Annotated in this window: 18 protein-coding genes; 12 read left to right on the forward strand and 6 right to left on the reverse strand. The window is 57.8% G+C overall.

Features of this window, described 5'->3' with window-relative positions:
- The first annotated feature begins 28 nt into the window (after positions 1–28).
- The 3 genes from mdoH to YBN1229_RS09935 are packed head-to-tail and all read left to right on the forward strand — an operon-like array spanning position 29 to position 3,679.
- Positions 29–1,882, forward strand: coding sequence for a glucans biosynthesis glucosyltransferase MdoH (mdoH, locus tag YBN1229_RS09925; RefSeq protein WP_046478191.1), 1,854 nt, complete (start codon positions 29–31; stop codon positions 1,880–1,882).
- Between the two features lie 17 nt (positions 1,883–1,899).
- Complete coding sequence (locus YBN1229_RS09930) at positions 1,900–2,649, forward strand: FkbM family methyltransferase (RefSeq protein WP_046478192.1); 750 nt, start codon at positions 1,900–1,902, stop codon at positions 2,647–2,649.
- Positions 2,630–3,679, forward strand: a complete 1,050-nt coding sequence (locus YBN1229_RS09935) for a hypothetical protein (protein WP_052743842.1) — start codon at positions 2,630–2,632, stop codon at positions 3,677–3,679. The genes YBN1229_RS09930 and YBN1229_RS09935 overlap by 20 nt, the downstream gene beginning before the upstream one ends.
- A 24-nt stretch (positions 3,680–3,703) precedes the next feature.
- Here the strand turns inward: YBN1229_RS09935 and YBN1229_RS09940 are convergent, their stop codons facing one another.
- Positions 3,704–4,594 carry a TIGR01459 family HAD-type hydrolase gene (locus YBN1229_RS09940; RefSeq protein ID WP_046478193.1) on the reverse strand — a complete coding sequence of 297 codons (891 nt, stop codon included), beginning with the start codon at positions 4,592–4,594 and terminating at the stop codon, positions 3,704–3,706.
- 313 nt (positions 4,595–4,907) lie between these two features.
- Between YBN1229_RS09940 and YBN1229_RS09945 the strand changes: the two genes are divergently transcribed.
- The 8 genes from YBN1229_RS09945 to YBN1229_RS09980 all read left to right on the forward strand — a co-directional run bounded on the left by YBN1229_RS09945 (position 4,908) and on the right by YBN1229_RS09980 (position 16,362).
- A complete protein-coding gene (locus YBN1229_RS09945; protein ID WP_046478194.1) occupies positions 4,908–5,714 on the forward strand; it encodes an ABC transporter permease in 807 nt (268 codons plus the stop codon).
- A gap of 12 nt (positions 5,715–5,726) precedes the next feature.
- Positions 5,727–6,893, forward strand: a complete 1,167-nt coding sequence (locus YBN1229_RS09950; RefSeq protein ID WP_052743843.1) for an ABC transporter ATP-binding protein — start codon at positions 5,727–5,729, stop codon at positions 6,891–6,893.
- Between the two features lie 196 nt (positions 6,894–7,089).
- Positions 7,090–7,314 carry a hypothetical protein gene (locus YBN1229_RS09955; protein ID WP_139165272.1) on the forward strand — a complete coding sequence of 75 codons (225 nt, stop codon included), beginning with the start codon at positions 7,090–7,092 and terminating at the stop codon, positions 7,312–7,314.
- A gap of 282 nt (positions 7,315–7,596) precedes the next feature.
- Positions 7,597–7,965, forward strand: a complete 369-nt coding sequence (locus YBN1229_RS09960; RefSeq protein ID WP_046480234.1) for a Crp/Fnr family transcriptional regulator — start codon at positions 7,597–7,599, stop codon at positions 7,963–7,965.
- A 214-nt stretch (positions 7,966–8,179) separates the two neighbouring features.
- Positions 8,180–10,849: a pyruvate dehydrogenase (acetyl-transferring), homodimeric type gene (gene aceE / locus YBN1229_RS09965; RefSeq protein WP_046478196.1), complete on the forward strand. Its 2,670-nt coding sequence runs from the start codon at positions 8,180–8,182 to the stop codon at positions 10,847–10,849.
- A gap of 57 nt (positions 10,850–10,906) precedes the next feature.
- The gene (gene aceF, locus YBN1229_RS09970; RefSeq protein WP_046478197.1) at positions 10,907–12,217 is read left to right on the forward strand and encodes a dihydrolipoyllysine-residue acetyltransferase; all 1,311 of its coding nucleotides are present in this window, start codon (positions 10,907–10,909) and stop codon (positions 12,215–12,217) included.
- Positions 12,218–12,237: 20 nt separating this feature from the next.
- Complete coding sequence (lpdA, locus tag YBN1229_RS09975; protein WP_046478198.1) at positions 12,238–14,025, forward strand: dihydrolipoyl dehydrogenase; 1,788 nt, start codon at positions 12,238–12,240, stop codon at positions 14,023–14,025.
- A gap of 45 nt (positions 14,026–14,070) precedes the next feature.
- Positions 14,071–16,362: an NADP-dependent malic enzyme gene (locus YBN1229_RS09980; RefSeq protein ID WP_046478199.1), complete on the forward strand. Its 2,292-nt coding sequence runs from the start codon at positions 14,071–14,073 to the stop codon at positions 16,360–16,362.
- 19 nt (positions 16,363–16,381) lie between these two features.
- Here the strand turns inward: YBN1229_RS09980 and infA are convergent, their stop codons facing one another.
- The 4 genes from infA to YBN1229_RS18970 form a co-directional block, all read right to left on the reverse strand.
- The gene (infA, locus tag YBN1229_RS09985) at positions 16,382–16,666 is read right to left on the reverse strand and encodes a translation initiation factor IF-1 (RefSeq protein ID WP_046478200.1); all 285 of its coding nucleotides are present in this window, start codon (positions 16,664–16,666) and stop codon (positions 16,382–16,384) included.
- A 100-nt stretch (positions 16,667–16,766) separates the two neighbouring features.
- Complete coding sequence (locus YBN1229_RS09990) at positions 16,767–16,973, reverse strand: cold-shock protein (protein ID WP_046478201.1); 207 nt, start codon at positions 16,971–16,973, stop codon at positions 16,767–16,769.
- A 319-nt stretch (positions 16,974–17,292) separates the two neighbouring features.
- On the reverse strand, positions 17,293–17,706 hold the full coding sequence (locus YBN1229_RS09995) for a BA14K family protein (RefSeq protein WP_160298699.1): 414 nt from the start codon (positions 17,704–17,706) through the stop codon (positions 17,293–17,295).
- 279 nt (positions 17,707–17,985) lie between these two features.
- Complete coding sequence (locus YBN1229_RS18970; protein ID WP_046500775.1) at positions 17,986–18,540, reverse strand: BA14K family protein; 555 nt, start codon at positions 18,538–18,540, stop codon at positions 17,986–17,988.
- Positions 18,541–19,036: 496 nt separating this feature from the next.
- Between YBN1229_RS18970 and YBN1229_RS10005 the strand changes: the two genes are divergently transcribed.
- The gene (locus tag YBN1229_RS10005; RefSeq protein WP_046478204.1) at positions 19,037–19,609 is read left to right on the forward strand and encodes a hypothetical protein; all 573 of its coding nucleotides are present in this window, start codon (positions 19,037–19,039) and stop codon (positions 19,607–19,609) included.
- A 20-nt stretch (positions 19,610–19,629) separates the two neighbouring features.
- Here YBN1229_RS10005 and YBN1229_RS10010 read toward each other — a convergent pair whose 3' ends face one another.
- Positions 19,630–20,301 (reverse strand): gamma-glutamylcyclotransferase, encoded by a 672-nt coding sequence (locus YBN1229_RS10010; protein ID WP_348270687.1) that lies wholly within the window; start codon positions 20,299–20,301, stop codon positions 19,630–19,632.
- Positions 20,302–20,351 lie beyond the last annotated feature (50 nt).

Below are 20,351 nucleotides of genomic sequence, written 5' to 3' on the forward strand. Positions count from 1 at the left end.
GCCAGCGCCACGAAAATGAGATGTGATCATGAGCGAGACGTTAGACCAGGCGAACGAGCCGCGATTTAGCGCGGGAAAGCCGACGCTTAGCGTACCCAGTGGCCTCCAGTCCATGCCTGAACTTCAGCGCCGCAGAACAATCGTAGCGGCACTGAACGTTGTCACATACGCCGTAATGATGGCGGCGGCCGCATTCTTGCTGAGTGCGGGAGGTTGGACCACGGTCGATCTGGTCGTATTCCTGTGCCTGATGATCGGTACGCCTTGGGCCATACTCGGCTTCTGGAATGCGGTTATCGGCTTATGGCTGCTGCACGGTCACAAGGCTCCCATGGCCGCCGTCGCCCCATTTGCGCGCGCTGCGGATGATCTGACGCCGCTCTACGTCAAGACGGCGGTGTTCATGACGTTGCGCAACGAAGACCCCAAACGCGCCGTTGCGCGGCTGCAGACGATCAAGCGCAGTCTGGATGCCACCGGTGAAGGTGCCACATTCAGCTATTTCCTCTTGAGCGACACCAACGTCACCGAAGTGGCTGAGCTTGAGGAGAAACTTGCGGCCGAATGGCAGGCCTCCGACCCCGACGGTGAGCGCATCGTCTATCGCCGTCGCGCCGATAACGTTGGCTTCAAGGCTGGAAACGTTCGCGATTTCTGTGCGCGCTGGGGCGACCAGTTCGAGCTGATGCTTCCGCTTGATGCTGATAGCCTGATGTCCGGCGACGCCATCGTTAAAATGGCTCGTATGATGCAGGCGCATCCGCGACTAGGCATTCTGCAGAGCCTGGTGGTCGGCATGCCGTCATCGAGCGCCTTTGCGCGCATCTTCCAGTTCGGTATGCGCCATGGGATGCGTTCCTACACCATGGGCCAAGCCTGGTGGGTCGCCGATTGCGGTCCCTTCTGGGGGCACAACGCGATGGTACGCGTTCATCCCTTCTACAACGATTGCGAGCTACCGGTGCTTCCAGGTAAGCCTCCCCTCGGTGGCCATGTCCTGTCACACGATCAGGTCGAAGCGACCTTGATGAGACGGGCAGGCTATGAAGTTCGAGTGCTGCCTTTCGAGATCGGATCGTGGGAAGAAAATCCGCCCACGATGCTCGATTTCGCCAAGCGCGAAGTGCGCTGGTGCCAGGGCAATTTGCAGTACATCAAGCTGCTGAACCTTCCCGGCCTCTTGCCCCTAAGCCGCTTTCAGCTTCTGTGGGCTGTCCTGATGTTCCTTGGTGTACCGGCATTGACCGTCATCATCGCGTTGCTGCCGGCATTAGCGTTAGAGGCGCGCACGATCCCGGATTATCCCGCAGGCCTCGCGATTACGCTCTATCTGGCATTTATGCTTATGCATTTGACGCCAAAGCTCGCAGGGCTTGTCGATGCCATGTTGACCAAGGGCGGAGTCGCGAGTTTCGGCGGGCCGCTTCGCTTCACCTTCAGCGCGACCACGGAACTCGTCTTCTCGTTTCTGCAGGGCGCAGTTTCCGCGATCCGCACCAGCGTCTTCATGTTTGGCCTCCTATTGGGCCGTTCAGTGGTGTGGGGCGGGCAGTCGCGTGATGCATATGGGCTTTCATGGACAACAGCCGCCCTTGATTTGTGGCCGCAAACGATATTCGGCCTTCTTGTGTGCGGCGCTCTGGCGGTCATCTCACCTGAGACGCTCATGTGGAGTTTACCACTGACGGCCGGTTATCTCTTGGCGATACCGTTTGCTGTGTTTACGGCGTCGCCGCGATTGGGCGCTTGGCTGCAGCGCAATCGGCTGTGTGCTATTCCTGAAGACCTCGTCACACCACCCGAGATCGCAACGGTACAGCAGGAAAGTGTGTTCCCGTTGGGAAAAAGCGCTTCTCCTCGTCGCGAACTTGAGACCGTCTAGGAAGGCAAACACCGTCGATGGTTTCCAGCGCTCTGCATGGCTTGTCCCGATCCTTGCGTGTTTATTACGGGGACCAGAAGCGCCAGCGAGCGATGCGGGAGCTCTATGCCACGTTCATCTCTGAAGGAGACTTGGCCTTTGATGTGGGTGCGCATGTTGGGGACCGCACAGGCGTCTTTCGGAGCCTTGGAGCTCATGTCGTCGCGCTGGAACCCCAGCCCCTCCCCGGTCGCGCCCTGCGGTTGATCTATGCCCGCGATCCGGACGTAACCATTGTCTCCGCCGCAGCCGCCGACCACGACGGAACCGTTCGCATGCACGTCAATACGGCGAACCCGACGGTTTCGACCGCCTCAGGTGATTTTCTCGCCCAGGCCGAGGGAGCAGCAGGCTGGGAGGGACAGACATGGGATCAGGTCATTGAGGTTCGTGCAGTGACGCTTGATCACCTGATCGCCCGGTATGGACACCCAGCCTTCATAAAGATTGACGTCGAAGGTTTTGAGGACCGTGTTCTGGCGGGACTGTCGGAGCCTGTGCCCGCGCTTTCGTTTGAATTCACGACCATCGATCGTGACGTTGCTTGCCGCGGCTTGGAACGGCTCGCGGCCCTTGGACCTTACCGCTACGACATAGCCCTAGGTGAGACGCAGCAACTGACGTTTGGCGAGGGCCGTGAGCTGGATGCGCGAACCATGGCTGCTCACGTGCGTGCATTGCCCCACGAGGTTAATTCCGGAGACATCTATGCCAGGCTCGCAAATTAAGATCGAGGCGCCGGTGAGGTTTATGTTCCTCCTGGCGACCGCGCTGATCTCCGGAGCTGTTGCGGTTAAAGCCGCTTCGCTAGACATGCTCGGGGTAAAGGTCGAGAACCTGAGCGAGCCGGTCCTATGCGCCGAAAAGGATAACGTCACGCTGACCTTTGCTTCGCCCGACGTGAAGCAGTTCCGCATCGAAGCAGCGCATCCGGCCTACATCAACGCTCTGCAGAGCGACAGCTTTCAGCCGGATTGGACTGCGTGCGACTTTGCAGAGGAGGCGTTGAGCCAGCCGCCGCCACCACGCAAGGTGACACTCTATGAGGGCATTGATGTTTGGATTACCGGATACACGTTTCCGAATTTTTGGCGGGACCGTAAGGTTCCGGTCCGGGTTGGTGACAAGGTTGATGATGGCTTTCACCTGATCCAGGTGTGGGTACGCCGCAATGAGCGCTCAGAGGAGGTTCTCGTGCTTTATCCGCCGGACGGATACTGGCGAGCACGCCCTTTGCCTCCGAAGCATCTTGGCTGGAGCGCCTATGGTTCATCGTTCCTCGTCGGGCCGGTCAAACAAGACGGCCGGCCGGTCGTAGATCTCGATGAAGTGACGTTCGACCCGGAAACGCTGACGTTCAATCTAAAGTTCTCGGGAGGCGGCAGCGCTAGGTTGAAGATCAGCCGTCTGGACAACAACGCACAGGTCATTGATGTGACTTTCGATAAGCCGATAACGGATCATCCCTTTGCCGCGTTACGCTCCATGTACGTGACCCGCTTCAATAATGACGCCGCCGACGTCGCGGTTCTGGAGAAGGGGGCAAAATCCTGGCTGGAAGAACCTGTCATGTCCTTCTCGGGCGCGAAGAGCGCAACAGACGTCTGGCTCGGCCGCAATGACTTTTCGCGTCACAATACGTCTGCGCCAGATATGGTGTTGGAAGCGTTCTCTGACGGTACGAAGCAGCCAAAGGATTGGGAACGGTCAGTCACCCATTCCGAAATATCTCGCCGAGAGCATCCTCCCGTCGAGTAGCGCGCGCTGCATTTTGGGACGGCTTTACCAAGCTAAAAACGGCATCGCGGCGACGGCGCTGGGCGACGCACCGTGAAGCAAGCCGTCCAGCCGGTCGCGGCAAATCACACCATCCGACATGGTATCTTCGCGGTGTATGCCGCCAGCAATAAACAGCGCGTCGACGCCGAAAATCTCTGCGGCTTTTAAATCCGTGCGCACGGCATCGCCGATCCCTAAAATCCGCTCCTTCGCGATCGACGCGTCACGTAGCTTTTCCGCGAGGCCATGCGCTGAGCCGTAGGCAGAGATGTAAGGTTTGCCCGCCCAGTAAACGTCTCCGCCAAGGTGCGCGTAAAGATCAGCAATAGCACCTGCGCATAGGTACAGCCGCCCCCCGACATCGACGACGAGATCCGGATTCGCACACACAAATGGTAGGTCCCGTGCCCGGGCTTGCTCGAGTATGGGCAAATAGCTTTCGGCCGTCTCGTGAATGTCGTCGTCAAGGCCGGAGCACAAAATGGCGTCTGCATCTTCGAGCGATGAGAATCGTGCCGGTACGGCCTCGAACAGTGCTGCGTCTCGATCGCGCGGGCCAATCGTATAAACCTGCCGATAAGACTGATCCCGCAGATGTGTGAGCGCGATATCACCGGAAGATACGATCGCGTCCCATGCTGTCCGCGAGAGCTTCCGGGAGTCGAGCATCGCCGCAACCTGATGATTGGGGACGGGCGCGTTGGAAACCAGAATGACGGTGCCGCCGGCGCGGCGAAACTTGTTGAGCGCGTCGTCGGCCGCCGGCAAAGCCTTGAAGCCGTCATGCACGACCCCCCACACGTCGCAGAAGAGGACGTCATAACGCGCGAGAAGATCTTCCGCACGATTGAGCACGGGGACGGGAGCACGCTCCGCAGCGGTACCGTTTTGCATGAGTGGAATAAGGCCTTTCCTAGAACTGCAATGTGAGCGCCTGCCCGGATAGCTTTTAAATAGGCCACCCGCGGCGGCGTGGCCTGTTTCACCTTGCCGCAGCACTAGCGCCATTTAGGCACCTCCACGCAAGTGGAGACCTAAACTGCCTAAACTTCGCGAACGGTTGATTTCGCTCTAGCCGTTAACGAGAATTTCTGCATGCTGATCTTTCGCTGTGCAACGTTTCTCTCGAAGCGCTTCCAGAGAAAAGCCGGCACTTCGCTTAGCGGGCATGAGAGATGGGCACCAATAATGCCAAAGGGTGCGACCCATGACGAAGATGCACGAGCATGACCGATTGGGCAGGGTACGACGTTCCGTCGGCTTGGATCGCCTGCGCTACATCTATCATCTGACGGCATTGCGCATTCACAGCGAGATCAGAAACTACAGTCTCGGGTTTCTCTGGTGGTTTCTTGATCCGTTGATCAATACCGCGATCCTCTATGTGGTCACGGCCGTAATTCTCCAAATGCGCAATGAGGATATGGCACTCAATATTCTCATCGGCCTGCTCGTTTTTCGCTTCCTGCAGTCGGCGATCACAAAGGGGGCGGGCTCCTTGCGTCCGGCATTCAAGCTCTCGGAGCGGCTCTATGTGCCCAAGTATGTTTTCGTTATCAGCGATGTTTTGGCGGAGGCGTTTAAGTTTGTTATTGGCACGACCTTTGTCATCGCTCTCCTTTGGCTTTTAGGCCGCGGGGATGTTTCGGCCCCGCAGGTTCTTATCGTAACCGCAGTCGCGTTCCTGTTTAGCCTCGCATGTGCGTCGTTGGTCTCTGTTGCCGCCGGTCTGGTCCGTGATGTCCAGGTCGCCATCCAGTACGCGTTTCGGCTGCTGTTTTTTGTTTCCGGTACTTTCTTTAGTCTCGAACAGGTTCCGACAGAGTGGCAAACCACATTTCTGCTGAACCCCTTTGCGCTGTTGATCCAGGAATACCGGGTGGCGCTGATGCTGCCGGAACAATTGAACTACGCGTTCCTCGGCTTGTTGATGGCGGTTTCACTCATTCTGCTAGCGTTCGGTCAGTGGATACTCATCCGTTATGACCGCGTGCTGCCGAAATATGTGATTTGAGGGGGAAATAACGTGAGGGGGGGAAAGCCGAAGAAAGAAGAAGTGACGTCCGGGAGACCGCGCGAACTTAGCGCAAACGATATCGCTCAAGGCCTAGCCGTACGCGTGACGCGTATGGGCGTGAAGTTACCGTTAGGACGGGGCGCGTCGCGTTTGTGGGGGCGGCGCCACTGGGCGTTGCGTGACATCAACTTCGAAGTTCAGCGCGGCGAAGCGATCGGCGTTCTCGGCAACAACGGCAGCGGGAAATCGAGTCTTCTCCGCGCCATCGCAGGCATCATTTCTCCGGACGAAGGAGAGATCGGCGTGGCGCCGGATCTGTCGGCCGCCATACTCTCACCCGGGGCTGGCTTCCAACCCCACCTGACCGGCCGGGAAAATGTTTACAATTCGTCGCTCTATCAAGGGCATCTCCCCAAGACGGTGGTTTCAAAGTTTCAGGAAATCGTGGAGTTCGCTGGCATTGGTGCGTGGGTGGACCAACCCGTTGCAACCTATTCGGCTGGGATGCGGCTTCGCCTTGGGTTCAGCCTCGCGCTTCATCTTCCGCCGGATGTTTTGATGATCGACGAGACACTCTCTGCCGGAGACACTGCGTTCCGGGCTAGAGCGAAGGAGTTGATCGAACAGCTGATATCGAGTGAACGTACCGTTCTTATTGTTTCGCACAATGCCGATACCCTGCGCGGTCTGTGTACGAAAGGGGTGGTTCTGGATCGGGGTCGTCAGATCGCTGTTTGCGATATTAGCGAAGCCATTGAAACCAGCCAATCCATCTCATTGCAACGCGAGACACCGTCGCTTGCGATTAGGGGCGGATGTTCTCAAGCTAGCAAAGTCACTCAAGAGCTATTGGCACTTCAAAAACAGTTAGGTGCATTGCAAACAAAAGCGATGATGCAGGCGCAAGCGGTTCGTGAGTCTACCGAAGGCTACGTCGCAGCGCTCGAGGAGGTCATCCAGTTTGAGAAAAAGAGGACAGAGCGAGGCCGCGACGTTGCGCCTCCGTCATCTGGAGTAGCGCATGCTACTCAGACCGATGAGAAAGTTTACAGAAAACTGCACGACACCAAGGCCCAACGGCGGGAAGCCCTCGCTGAGGAACAGCGCTTGGACATGCAGTTGGCCGATTTGCGCGAGCACTTAGCCGGCCTGCAGGGGCAACTCAAAGGGCTTTGAGCCTACTTCCAGAGTTTTCTGTCGGCCAATATAATTTTTTTTGGCCCTCAATTCATACCAAAAAGCCCGAATTACGGGCATTTCGGAGAGATAGATAAAATTCGAGCGAAACTTGCACGGCTTAGCTAGCGTGATCGCAATTTGGCACTGTTACAAAGGCAGCATAGCAGACATAAAAAAATACAGGGCACGTCAAATGAGTAACGGTTCAGTAATGCGTCTCCTGGCCAAGCGCCAGGGCGAGGTTAGCGAGTGGCTCGAGAACGAGTCGCCCTACACGATGTTCGATCAGAAACATCTCGAATCCGGCACAGCTGAGCAGGCCTACTGGCACTACGGCTATGTTTCGGCGATCAACGATGTCATGCGCCTTCTCGGCGAGACATCCACGTCCGAAGGAAATTCACGCAGCTCCCACTGAGCGTTGCGTGCTGCGTTGTTGGGGCGGTCAGAAGATGATTCTGATCAGTCAGCGCAGCACGCTCGCCAGATGGGTCGATGAGGGTAACCGCATCTGCGACTACGGTTGCGCAGGCTGGGATAAGTGGCCGGCGCGAACGATTTTTTAGCATGCCTGTAAACTGCCGCACGTTCCGCTCTCCAGACGTGCGGCCTTTTTTGCTGGCCGCGTTATCGGGGCAGCACTAAAGTTCACGATCGGCTGGTCTTGCATTCATCGCCAGCCATGTCGGACAATACCGCCATGTATTTCGATTTTGATCATATGGAGCGGCTCGGAGCCCGTTCCCACTCGTTCGATGCCGGTGAGAAAATCTTCCTACAGAATGAGCACGGCAACGTCTTATACGTTGTGCGCACCGGCCGGGTCGAAGTCATCACGTTTGGCAAAGTTCTCGAAAAAGTTGGCGCAAACGGCATCGTCGGCGAGATCGCGTTTGTCGATGGTGGACCGCGCAGCGCCGCGGCGCTGGCGTCTGAGAAAACCGACGTCATGGTTCTCGACAAGGATGCCTTTTCCGCGATCATCCGCGAAGATCCGGATTTCGCGCTTCATGTCATGCGCGTGATGGCTGAGAGATTGCGCCGCCTTAACCTGGTTGGGCATCACTAATGTCTACACAACACCGCGCCACGTGCCGTAACGCGACCTGCACAGCAGGGTTGCGCGAGAAGATATGTTTCCGGCTCGCCGCCTCTGTATATAAGGCCAGCACAAGCCTATAGTATGATCACATCACGAGCCGCCGTTCGTTAGATGTCGGAGGGCCCCTGCAGCCGCAATGTGCTGGCGCGCGTTCGTGCCGATTGCCGTTTGGAGAATTTGAATGTCGAACGAGTACGAAACGGACCCCGCCGAAACCCGCGAATGGGTGGACGCGATCAATTCAGTGATTGCCTTTGAGGGGTCCGGTCGCGCCGACGATATTCTTGAGCACGTCGTCGCCACAGCGCGCCGCTCAGGTGCCAAGCTGCCCTTCGCCGCCAACACGGCATATATCAACACGATCCCGGTCGGTGAGCAGCCCGAGTATCCTGGTGTTTATACGCTCGAGCACCGCCTCCGTGCCGCAATCCGCTGGAACGCTGCCGCGATCGTCCTAAAAGCCAACAAGGAATCTAGCGAACTCGGCGGCCACATTGCGAGCTTCCAGTCCGCGGCGACGCTCTACGACACCGGATTCATGCACTTCTGGCACGCTCCCAGCGAAATGCACGGGGGCGATCTAATTATGGTGCAGGGGCACTCATCGCCTGGCATCTATGCCCGCGCCTTTATTGAGGGGCGTCTCACGGAAGAGCAGCTCCTGAATTTCCGTCAGGAGACGGATGGCAAGGGCCTGTCGTCCTATCCACATCCTTGGTTGATGCCTGATTTCTGGCAGTTCCCGACGGTCTCGATGGGATTGGGGCCGCTGATGGCAATTTATCAGGCGCGCTTTCTGAAATACCTGCATTGCCGCGGCTTGGCCGATACCGAGAACCGTAAGGTTTGGGTGTTCTGCGGCGATGGCGAGATGGACGAGCCCGAGAGTCTTGGAGCCATCACGCTAGCGGGCCGTGAAAAGCTCGACAACCTCATCTTTGTCGTCAACTGCAACCTGCAGCGGCTCGATGGGCCGGTCCGGGGCAACGGTAAGATCATTCAGGAGTTGGAGGCGGATTTCCGTGGCTCCGGCTGGAATGTGATCAAATGCATTTGGGGCTCTCAGTGGGATGAGCTTCTGGCTGTCGATCACACAGGGCGTCTGCGCCAGCTCATGGAAGAATGTGTCGACGGCGAGTACCAGGACTTCAAGTCAAAGAACGGCGCCTATATCCGTGAGAAATTCTTTGGCCGGTATCCTGAAACCGCGGCGATGGTTGCGGATTGGTCCGATGCCAAGATCTGGAAGCTGACGCGCGGTGGCCACGACTCGCGCAAGGTCTACGCCGCTTACAAGGCCGCTGTCAGCAGCAAGGGGATGCCGACGGTGATCCTCGCCAAAACCGTCAAGGGTTACGGCATGGGGTCTGCTGGCGAAGGGCAGATGATTACTCACCAGCAGAAGAAGATGGGCCGCGCGGACCTGATGCAGTTCCGTGACCGCTTTGAGGTCCCGGTCAGCGATGATGAAATCGATGAGATCCCGTTCGTACGGTTTGCCGAAGATTCCGAAGAGATGCGCTACATGCGCGAGCGGCGCGAAGCATTGGGCGGCTATCTGCCCGTGCGCCGCCCAAAATCTGATGTTGAGCTTCAGGTGCCACCATTGTCGGCCTTTGAAACACAACTCAAGGGCTCGGGTGAAGGCCGGCAGGTCTCTACGACAATGGCGTTCGTACGCATCCTGAATACGCTCTTGCGCGACAAATCCCTAGGCAAGCGGGTCGTACCGATCGTGCCCGATGAAAGCCGCACCTTCGGCATGGAGGGCATGTTCCGTCAGTTCGGCATTTTCTCCCAGGCCGGGCAGCTCTATAGCCCGCAGGATGCCGACCAGCTTATGTACTACAAGGAAGACAAGACCGGTCAGATGCTCCAGGAGGGCATCAACGAACCCGGAGCCATGTCGAGCTGGATCGCGGCGGCGACGAGCTATTCGACGTCCAATTGCCCGATGATCCCATTTTACATTTACTACTCCATGTTCGGCTTCCAGAGGGTCGGTGACCTTGCCTGGGCAGCGGGCGACATGCGCGCGCGTGGTTTCTTGATTGGCGGCACATCGGGGCGGACGACGCTCAACGGTGAAGGCCTCCAACACCAGGATGGCCACAGCCACATTCTCTCGTCCACGATCCCCAACTGCGTCTCCTACGACCCAACGTACGCTTACGAACTCGCCGTTATCATCCAGAACGGCCTAAAGCGCATGATCGGTGACCAGGAAGACGTGTTCCATTACATCACCGTTCTCAACGAGAACTACGAACACCCCGCGATGCCGGAAGGCGCTGAAGAGGGGATCATTAAGGGCATCTACTTGCTCAAGGCCGCTGATCCAGAGGCCAAGGGCTTTAAGGTGCAGCTGATGGGCTGCGGGGCGATCCTCCGTGAAGTCATCGCAGGCGCCGAACTCCTTGAGAAGGACTTCGGTATTTCGGCTGATATCTGGTCTGTAACAAGCTTCACCGAACTCGGCCGCGAAGCCAGAGCCATCGAACGTTGGAACATGCTTCATCCCTTGGAGCCTGCGCGCGTGCCGTTCGTCACTGAAACACTCGCCGGACGCGGTGAAGGCCCCTTCATCGCAGCGACCGACTACACCAAGGCATTCGCGGACCAGATCGGAGACTTTGTGCCAGGCGCCTATCGCGTGCTGGGGACCGATGGTTTCGGGCGTTCGGATTTCCGGCGCAAGCTTCGCCGTCACTTCGAGGTGGACCGCCACTTCGTCGCTGTCTCGGCGTTGAAAGCGCTGGCGGACGAAAACAAGGTGCCCTCTACCAAGGTCGCCGAGGCGATCAAGAAGTACGGCATTGATCCCGAAAAGCCCGATCCCGCTACCGTTTAGTTCCGATCCGTTTCCATCATCGGCCCTTTCGGCCGAACCTCACACAATCGCCCGTCAATGAAAGGCCAGCAGCCAGTGTCCCTGATTGATGTAAAGGTCCCAGACATTGGTGACTTCCAAGACATTCCAGTGATCGAAGTTTTGGTGAAACCAGGTGACGAGGTTTCGCCGGAAGACCCGCTCGTAACGCTGGAAAGCGACAAGGCGACGATGGAAGTCCCCTCTCCCGCAGCAGGCAAAGTCGTCGAAGTTCTTGTAAACATCGGCGACAAGGTCAGCGAAGGCAGCGCCATTATCAAGCTGGAGTCGGCAGCTGATGTCGCAAGTGCGGGCGGCAAGGCACCCAAGCAGAGCGCTGCCCCCCCTCCACCTGCGCCTGAGGTGGTCACACCGCCCGCTTCGCAGAAAACTGAACCGTCCACACCGCCCCCATCCGGCGGCGCCTCTTCGAGCGGACTGCCACCACCGATGGACTTCGGCGGAGTTCATGCAAGCCCGTCGGTCCGTCGGCTGGCTCGTGAGCTTGGTGTCGACCTGACCCAACTGAAGGGCACAGGCGAAAAAGGCCGGGTAACGAAGGACGACGTCAAACGGGCGCTGGCGGGTGCACCGGATGCGGGTATGTCCGGCCGCGGTATTCCCGATATTCCGGCTCAGGATTTCTCCAAATACGGAGAGATCGAAACCATCCCCCTGACACGCCTGCGGAAGCTTTCCGGACCCGCACTGCATCGCGCTTGGCTCAACATTCCGCACGTCACGCATACAGATGAAGCGGACATCACTGATCTCGAAAACTACCGTAAGACGATTGACGCGGCTGCCAAGGAGAAAGGCTACCGCGTTACCTTGCTCGCCTTCCTCATGAAGGCGGCGGTCGTCGCGCTTAAGGCGTATCCGACGTTCAATGCGTCTCTGAGCCCGACCAAAGACTCCTTGATCCTTAAGAAATACTACCACTTGGGCATCGCGGTCGATACGCCGGACGGCCTCGTTGTGCCTGTGATCAAGGACGTTGATCGCAAAGGCATCATGGAGTTGTCGCAGGAGCTGAGCGAAGTCTCCGCCCGCATGCGCGACGGCAAGATAACGCCTGCGGACATCCAGGGCGCAACGTTCTCGATTTCGAGTTTAGGCGGTATCGGCGGCACGAATTTCACGCCGATCGTCAACGCACCGGAAGTGGCAATCCTCGGTGTTGTTCGCGCGGCGATGAAGCCCGTTTGGGATGGGGCCGAATTTAAGCCGCGCCTGATGTTGCCGCTCTGCGTGTCCTACGACCATCGCGTTATCGACGGGGCCTTGGCCGCGCGCTTCACCAGAAAATTTGCGGACGTACTTGCCGATGTCCGTCAGCTCGTTCTCTGACGAACATCCCGGAGACCACAATGGCTAAAGAGACCGTCAAAGAAGTTCGTATTCCCGATATCGGCGACTTTAGCGATGTTCCCGTTATCGAAATCCTGGTGAAGCCCGGCGACACGGTTCAGCCGGAAGATCCGCTCATCGTCCTGGAAAGCGACAAGGCGACGATGGATATCCCGGCTCCAGAAGCCGGCACCGTTGCCGAGGTCAAGGTGGCCGTCGGCGACAAGGTGAGCAAAGGCTCAGTAATCCTGACGCTGAATGCGTCCGGAGAAGCAGCCGAAGCAAAGCCGGCAAAGGAAGCAGGTACTCCCGAAAAAGCATCGACCGCTGCGAGCCCTGAAGCCACAACTCCGGCACCAGCCGCTGCAACATCTGAATATGCGGGCAAAGCCGACGTCACCTGCCAAATGGTTGTGCTCGGTTCTGGACCAGGGGGGTACTCGGCGGCTTTCCGCGCAGCCGATCTTGGGATGGAAACGGTTCTGATTGAACGCTGGCCGGTTCTGGGGGGCGTTTGCCTCAACGTCGGGTGCATTCCCTCCAAGGCGCTGCTACACACGACCGCCGTGATGGAGGAGGCCCAAGCCCTCAGTGCACACGGGATCAAATTCGCCGCGCCCAAGATCGACCTACAGGTTCTGCGGGAACACAAAGATAAGGTCGTCTCTAAACTGACGACCGGCCTCGGCGGCATGGCTAAGGCACGTAAAGTCACGGTTGTGACGGGAAGTGGTCGCTTCCTTGATCCGTATCACATTGAAGTCGCTTTGAGTGATGGATCGGGCACCAAGATCGTAAAGTTTGAAAAGGCGATCATCGCGGCGGGTTCGGAAGCGGTAAAGCTGCCCTTCCTCCCCGAGGATCCGCGTATCGTCGATTCCACCGGCGCTCTTGAACTCCGCAAGATCCCCAAAAAGATGCTGGTGATCGGCGGTGGCATTATTGGCCTTGAGATGGCGACGGTCTATTCCGCGCTGGGCGCGCGCCTGGAATGCGTTGAGATGCTCGACGGGCTGATGCTTGGCGCTGACCGCGATCTGGTCAAGGTGTGGGAAAAGAAGAACGCCCATCGGTTCGATGCCATTATGCTTGAGACAAAAACGGTGTCTGCCGCCGCCAAGAAGGACGGAATCCACGTCACCTTTGAAGGCAAGAACGCGCCAAAGGATCCGCAGGTCTATGACATGGTGCTTGTCGCCGTGGGCCGCAGTCCGAACGGAAAACGCATCGATGCCGACAAGGCTGGCGTCTCTGTCGATGAGCGCGGCTTTATCGCGGCCAACAAGCAGATGCAGACTAATGTCGCGCATATATATGCCATTGGCGATATTGCCGGGGGACCGATGCTGGCCCATAAGGCTGTCCACGAAGGCCACGTGGCCGCCGAGTCAGCAGCAGGCAAGCCGAGTTATTTCGATGCGCGTCAGATACCCGCCGTCGCCTACACCGATCCAGAAATCGCCTGGGCGGGGCTCACGGAGGCCGAAGCAAAGCAGAAGGGGATCAAGTTCACCAAGGCGGTATTCCCCTGGGCAGCTTCGGGCCGCGCCATCGCGAACGGACGCGATGAAGGTTTTACAAAGCTGATGTTCGATGTAGATGACCACCGGATTATTGGTGGAGGCATCGTTGGCACCCATGCCGGTGATCTGATTAGCGAGGTCGCTTTGGCAGTTGAAATGGGCGCTGATGCTGTCGACATCGCAAAAACGATTCATCCCCACCCGACGCTTTCCGAGTCCATTGGTATGGCTGCGGAGGTCTTCGAGGGGACTTGTACCGATCTACCTCCGGCGCGAAAGCGCTGAACCGGCGGCTAATCACCGACCGGTAGCCCACCTAAAGGGAGCCACATGGACGAGAAGCTTGCCGCCGCGGCGCTTGATTATCACCGCCGTCCGAAGCCGGGAAAGATCTCGATACAACCGACCAAAGATCTGACGAACCAGCTGGATCTGTCGCTCGCGTATTCGCCCGGCGTTGCCTACGTCTGTCTTGCAATCAAGGATGAGCCCGCCGAAGCCGCGACCCTGACAGCGCGGTCAAATCTGGTTGGCGTTATCACCAACGGGACGGCCGTGCTCGGCCTCGGGAACATCGGGCCGCTGGCCGGCAAGCCCGTGATGGAAGGCAAAGGCTGCCTGTTCAAGAAATTCGCCGGTATCGATGTGTTCGACATTGAGGTCGCCGAGAACGATGCCGACCGTCTGGTCGAGATCATCGCGTCGATGGAACCCACCTTCGGTGGCATCAACCTCGAAGACATCAAGGCCCCGGAGTGTTTCATCGTTGAGCGCAAGCTCCGAGAACGTATGAACATTCCTGTCTTCCACGACGACCAGCATGGTACGGCCATCATCGTTGCGGCTGCCGTCACGAACGCATTGAAACTAGTCGGCAAGAAGATTGAGGACGTCAAGCTGGCGGGCTCAGGCGCTGGCGCCGCGGCCCTCGCATGTCTGGACTTGCTCGTCAATCTTGGTCTCAAGCGTGAAAATATCACGATCTCCGACATCAAGGGCGTTGTCTACAAAGGCCGCACCGAACTGATGGACGAGTACAAGGAGCGGTTCGCGCAGGAAACCGAAGCCCGAACGCTGGCCGAAATACTGCCCGGAGCTGACATCTTCCTAGGTCTGTCTGCAGGGGGAGTCCTGAAGCCGGAAATGTTGACGGAGATGGCGGACAAGCCAATCATCATGGCCCTGGCCAACCCCGAACCGGAAATACGCCCGGAACTCGCAAAGGCGGTACGCCCCGATGTCCTGATCTGCACTGGCCGGTCAGACTATCCCAATCAGGTCAATAATGTTCTTTGCTTTCCGTTTATCTTCCGCGGCGCTCTTGATGTCGGCGCAACCGGAATCACCGAGGAAATGAAGGTGGCCGCCGTCAAAGCCATCGCGGAACTGGCACAAGCGGAAACCTCAGACATTGTCGCCAGCGCCTACGGGGCGGAGCCGCAGTCGTTTGGGCCGGAATACCTCATTCCGACGCCATTCGACCCGCGGCTTATCGAACGTATTGCCCCCGCCGTCGCCAAAGCAGCGATGGATTCGGGCGTTGCCGCACGACCGCTCGTAGACCTCGAAGCCTATCGCTTCAGCTTATCGCGCTTTGTCTATCGGTCCGGCCCGAGCATGAAGCCGGTTCTGGATGCGGCCAAGCGTGAAAAGAAGCGCCTGATTTTCGCAGAGGGCGACGATGAACGCGTTCTGCGGGCAGCTCAGACGGTCGTCGACGAGGACATGGGGTATCCCGTTTTTGTCGGCGCCCAAGAGGAAATCAACAAACACATTAGGTCGTTGGGCCTTAGGCTCGCCGCCGGCAAGGATTGCGAGATTATCGATCCCTCGTCCGATCCGCGCCAAGCCGAGATTGAAAGTGCGTATTGCGAGTTGATGCACGGGCACGGCCAGAGCGAGGCGTCTGCGCGTCAGACAATCCGTGCGAACCCGACCCTGATTGCCGCGATGTACCTGCGCCGCGATTATGCAGATGCGATGTTGTGCGGCGTGCGCGGCACCTACGACGAACATATCTCGTGTATTCGCGAAGTAATCGGCACGAGACAAGGCGTGAATACGCTTGCGGCGCTCAACATGCTGATGCTGACGGATCGGCAGCTCTTTGTCTGCGATACCTACGTCAATCGCCAGCCGACAACCGAGCAAATCGTAGAAATGACGTTGTTGGCCGCCGAGGAACTGAAAGACTTCGGATTGACGCCGAGCGTGGCGTTGCTTTCACATTCAAGCTTCGGCAGTTCGGATACGCCGGAAGCTCGCGTAATGCGCGAAGCCGTTGCCATTCTCGCTCGCAGAGCGCCGGAACTCGAAGTTGATGGCGAGATGCGCGCTGATGCGGCGTTGTCTATGGCGTTGCTGGGGCAGGTGTCACCCGACTCCCGACTCAAGCACGATGCCAATCTATTGGTTATGCCGAATGTCGATGCCGCCAATATTGCCTACAACCTGATCAAGATGACAGCAGGCAACGGGGTGACAGTGGGGCCTATTCTACTCGGGACAGCCAAGCCGGCGCACGTGTTGGAGTCCACGGCAACAGTAAGACGTGTCGTAAACATGGCCGCCTTGGCCGCTGTGGAAGCGGCCAAGGCGGCCACGAAGAAAGCTTCGCAATGATGTAAAGCTCTTGCGACTACTAGCGGCGGCGTTGTCCACCACCTGGTGGGCCGCCGGCTCCCGCAGACGGCGGAGCCGATCTCGCATCCTTATGTCGGAAGTTGATCCGTCCCTTGGTGAGATCGTAGGGTGTCATCTCGATCGTGACGCGGTCACCAGCCAGGATGCGAATTCGATTTTTCTTCATGCGTCCGGACGTATAGGCGACAACTTCGTGCCCATTGTCTAATATCACCCGACAGCGGGCATCGGGAAGAACTTCGTCCACGACGCCTTCGAATTCGAGCATCTCTTCTTTGGCCATCAAGTCTCCTAATTCTCAATATTTGCGTACAACCGATAATGGGGAGAGCAGTTGCTGCCCTCCCCGCTTAGTTGGCCTGACCTGAGACGGTCTAGACGAATTATTCGGCGCGCAAATTGACAGCTGCGTATTTGCCGTTACGGCCCTTTTCGAGCTCGTAGGCGACCTTCTGACCTTCGTTCAGAGTCGCCATACCGGCACGTTCCACCGCCGAAATATGAACGAAAACGTCGTTTCCGCCATCGTCCGGCTGAATGAAGCCGTAGCCTTTTTGCGTGTTGAACCACTTAACGGTTCCATTCGCCATGACTGCCTCCAAAAGCGTATGGCATTTCCCAGAAGCGGGATTGCTCCCGGGGATCAAATCGCGCGATGGAGACGTCTAGTGCAGGCCGTGTAGTGCCGTGTAGTAGAGTGTACCAAGGCGTATTCGATGGCGCGTATATGGCCCGAAATACAGCGAAGCGCAAGAGTTTTGCAGCATCCAGGGGCATAGTTCGGCCTCAAGTTATAGCGTGCCAAAGTAATTGTGCTGCAGTGCAAATTCGAAAATAATCATAGAAAGGCCGGACCTTAGAGCCCGGCCTTTCGACTCAGATTACAATTGGTAAATCGAAGGTGAACGATCAGCGTAGATACGGACAAACTCGAGTTTCACCACCATAGGTCGTATATGTGCCCGTTCGGCGATCAAAAGAACGAAAACGGTCTTCGCATCGCTCAACGGCCGAAGAACTGGCGCGGCCTTCGCGAATAGCTCCCGCGATCAGCGCTCCAGCAATAACACCTCCGATAATAGCTGCCCCGCGATTACGGTGCCGGTGTCGCCAGCCGTGCCGGTGTCCCCCTCGATGGTGCCGCCATCCGCGCCCCCGATGCCGCACCTGGACGACGCCGGAATTGCTATCGTTGGCGACGGCGTGGTTGAGCTGCTGAAGACCGGAGCTTACGGGGACCGCAGTCGCCGGCGAACTTATGCCTGCACCTGCGAGCCCGAGAGCAACTATACTAGCCATCAGTGACTTATACTTGAGTGTCATGTCATCTCCTTCGTAATTTGTGTCGTCGCACGCTGGCGTTCGACACATGCGACAGACTTTGATGCTGCTGCCGCTTCAAGGAGGCAACGAAAGAGGGAAGCTTCTGTTCCATGATTAATGGTATACGGAGCTAGCTCGCATCATTGTGAGGTCGGCGTACCGATGCTGCGAGACGGCAGATGTACTTGCCGCAGCGCCGTGTCTTGAAGAAAGAATTCGGGCGCGCGTCGGGCCGGGTTCCGGACGAGACGCGGGCCAGTCCACCAGCCGTTGAACAAATCAGCGCAGATACGGACATACGCGCTTTTCGCCGCTGTATGTCGTGTACTTTCCAGTCCGACGATTGAAAGAGCGGAACCGTTCTTCACAACGCGCGACGGCAGATGATGCACTCACGACATTCGGAGCATAGCCATAGTCGTCATAGTCATCGTAGTAATCGTCATAATAACCGTAGCCGCCTCCATACACTATGGGACCGCCATACCAATAGGGACCGCGCCAACCGTGGCCGCCATGCCTGTGGTGACCGCCACCTCCGTGCCACATGCCTCCATGCGGAACATTCGGGCCGCCAATGTGGCCGCCATGTCCGCCGCCACCCATGTGGCCGCCGCCTCCGTGACCTCCTCCACCGTGGCCCCCGCCACCACCGCCGTGACCTCCGCCGCCACTGCGGACTTGGATCACGTTAAAACTGTTGGCGCCCCCGCCAGGGGTACTTAGGTTCGTTAGTCCGCCAGCAGGAGCTGCCAGAGCTTGCGCGCTCACCCCTGCGCCAAGAATACCCAAGGCAAAAACGCTGGCGATCAGCGATTTTGGTTTGAACGACATAATCTACTCCTTCGTTCTGATCCGCATTCGCGGGCGCGAATTGCAGCGGGGCGAATGCGGAGAATGGAGGGATAACTAATCTTCTAGATACGACGTTCCAGGTTTTGACTTGGGGGAGATTGTCCTCCCGAGAACCAAATTAGAAGATCTAACTACATAATTTGACTTATGTATTTCCGAGTGAGGTCTCCCTGGTGACACGGTTCGGTTTGCGATCAAACTCGTGTGACTTTTCTTTGAGCTTTTCGCCACGGGGGCGCCGGCATGCAGACGCTCAGTTGAGCGAGATAAAGGTTGAATGTTTTTAGAGTTTCTACCGCTTGAGCATTATTGATTGTAGCCGCGAGGTTCCTTCCCCCCCCTGCTGCCCGAATATTCAGCACAGTACTGCCAATCAAGCAGGCACAACCTCCACGCTTTTATGAAAAAACATTCAAAATTAAGCCCTTAACAATTGGCATATGTTTTGCCACGAAATCGCCGACGAGGGCGTGTTATGGCGAGGGACGATATGTTCAATTGGCTGTTGGGAAAAAAGAAAAGCCAACCGGCTAAGGCTCAGCCTAAGCCCACTGAAACTGTAGCTAAGCCCAAACTCACGCCTGCGGAATCCGCTCCAATGGCACCGGCAGCGGTGCTGGCGACTGAGCCGGTGGTACCTGAGAAGCCAGCCGAGGTGAGGCCAGAACCCGCCGTTGCCGAGGCTCCGGCTCCGGCCGTCGCTCAGACGCCCTCACCGACACCATCGGAAGCTGAGCCATCCGTCGCCCCTCAGGCTCGGCCAGCATGCGCAGGCATCAGTAAAACAAAGCGTTTGCTCGTACTTGATCGTTCGCCAGTTGAAATCATGCCATCTGCCGGAGCTACTGTCGTCGAACATGCCGGGAGGCGCAAACGCAGTGGCGTATTGGTTGGAGTTCGCGCCGATGGCAGACGCCTACTGGCGAAAGTCGGACCAGCGGGTGGCATTCGCGCTTACACCTTGAGATACGACGGGGCCTACCGCCTGGAGGGGGTGGTCGATGCCCGCGCGCCGGAACTTACGCTGGCGCGCGGGCATGATCAGTAAAATCGCTTTGCGCGAGCAAACTAATCTTGGCGGATCTTTTGGCGGTAGATAAAGCGGCGGCGCTCCGACAGGCGTAGGGGCTGGCGTACGCGGAACTGATTGCGGACCGCCCGGCTGAGGCTTGTCACGTGTGGGCATTGAGCGCCATTGATTGTCTGGCGCGATGCGACGAGCGGCCCGATTAAGGCGAGCAGGCGCTCCAATTGGCGCTCGCGAATGCCTAGGTCGCTCAAATGCGACATGGTGTTGAGCACATAAGTGATGTTGTCACCTGATGTCCCACACGCGCCTCGGATCAGTCGAGCCTGGATCTGGAGCGGCAACCGTGATGCGTAGCTGGGATGTGCGCGTTCGACGACGTAAGTAAGCGCGTGCACGTGCTGACGTTGTGTGTTGAGCAGAGTAATTGGCAACCGCACCTCGCGGTAGACGCCGCTGACCTGTTCGCGCTCACGTAGATAGGCGAGTGTCGCCGGGACATCTTCTTCAGCGATATGGAAAGCCATACCCTCACAGGCGCCGCCGCGATCAAGTCCGAGCACGAGCCCGGGCCGTGTCTCGCAGCCACGATGGTGCATGGAGAAAACACAAAACGACCGGCTAAAGCCGACAAGGCGAGCGTGTTCGGCTCGTTGGAACCGGAACCCCGGCCGCCACATCAACGATCCGTAACCGAACACCCAAAGACTCAAATCTCTCCCCGGTCCTTCTTGTTGCTCACGTAAACCATCCGAATGAGGAT

Origin of the sequence: Candidatus Filomicrobium marinum (assembly GCF_000981545.1) — a bacterium.
Taxonomy (GTDB): Bacteria; Pseudomonadota; Alphaproteobacteria; order Rhizobiales; family Hyphomicrobiaceae; genus Filomicrobium; species Filomicrobium insigne.

Coding starts and splice junctions, on each gene's coding strand:
- infA (WP_046478200.1), bottom strand. CDS start 16,666: ATGGCCAAAGAAGAGATGCTCGAATTCGAAGGCGTCGTGGACGAAGTT.
- YBN1229_RS09940 (WP_046478193.1), bottom strand. CDS start 4,594: ATGCAAAACGGTACCGCTGCGGAGCGTGCTCCCGTCCCCGTGCTCAAT.
- YBN1229_RS10005 (WP_046478204.1), top strand. CDS start 19,037: ATGGCGAGGGACGATATGTTCAATTGGCTGTTGGGAAAAAAGAAAAGC.
- YBN1229_RS09945 (WP_046478194.1), top strand. CDS start 4,908: ATGACGAAGATGCACGAGCATGACCGATTGGGCAGGGTACGACGTTCC.
- mdoH (WP_046478191.1), top strand. CDS start 29: ATGAGCGAGACGTTAGACCAGGCGAACGAGCCGCGATTTAGCGCGGGA.
- YBN1229_RS09960 (WP_046480234.1), top strand. CDS start 7,597: ATGTATTTCGATTTTGATCATATGGAGCGGCTCGGAGCCCGTTCCCAC.
- aceE (WP_046478196.1), top strand. CDS start 8,180: ATGTCGAACGAGTACGAAACGGACCCCGCCGAAACCCGCGAATGGGTG.
- YBN1229_RS18970 (WP_046500775.1), bottom strand. CDS start 18,540: ATGTCGTTCAAACCAAAATCGCTGATCGCCAGCGTTTTTGCCTTGGGT.
- YBN1229_RS09955 (WP_139165272.1), top strand. CDS start 7,090: ATGAGTAACGGTTCAGTAATGCGTCTCCTGGCCAAGCGCCAGGGCGAG.
- lpdA (WP_046478198.1), top strand. CDS start 12,238: ATGGCTAAAGAGACCGTCAAAGAAGTTCGTATTCCCGATATCGGCGAC.
- YBN1229_RS09930 (WP_046478192.1), top strand. CDS start 1,900: ATGGTTTCCAGCGCTCTGCATGGCTTGTCCCGATCCTTGCGTGTTTAT.
- YBN1229_RS09990 (WP_046478201.1), bottom strand. CDS start 16,973: ATGGCGAATGGAACCGTTAAGTGGTTCAACACGCAAAAAGGCTACGGC.
- YBN1229_RS09935 (WP_052743842.1), top strand. CDS start 2,630: ATGCCAGGCTCGCAAATTAAGATCGAGGCGCCGGTGAGGTTTATGTTC.
- aceF (WP_046478197.1), top strand. CDS start 10,907: ATGAAAGGCCAGCAGCCAGTGTCCCTGATTGATGTAAAGGTCCCAGAC.
- YBN1229_RS09995 (WP_160298699.1), bottom strand. CDS start 17,706: ATGACACTCAAGTATAAGTCACTGATGGCTAGTATAGTTGCTCTCGGG.
- YBN1229_RS09980 (WP_046478199.1), top strand. CDS start 14,071: ATGGACGAGAAGCTTGCCGCCGCGGCGCTTGATTATCACCGCCGTCCG.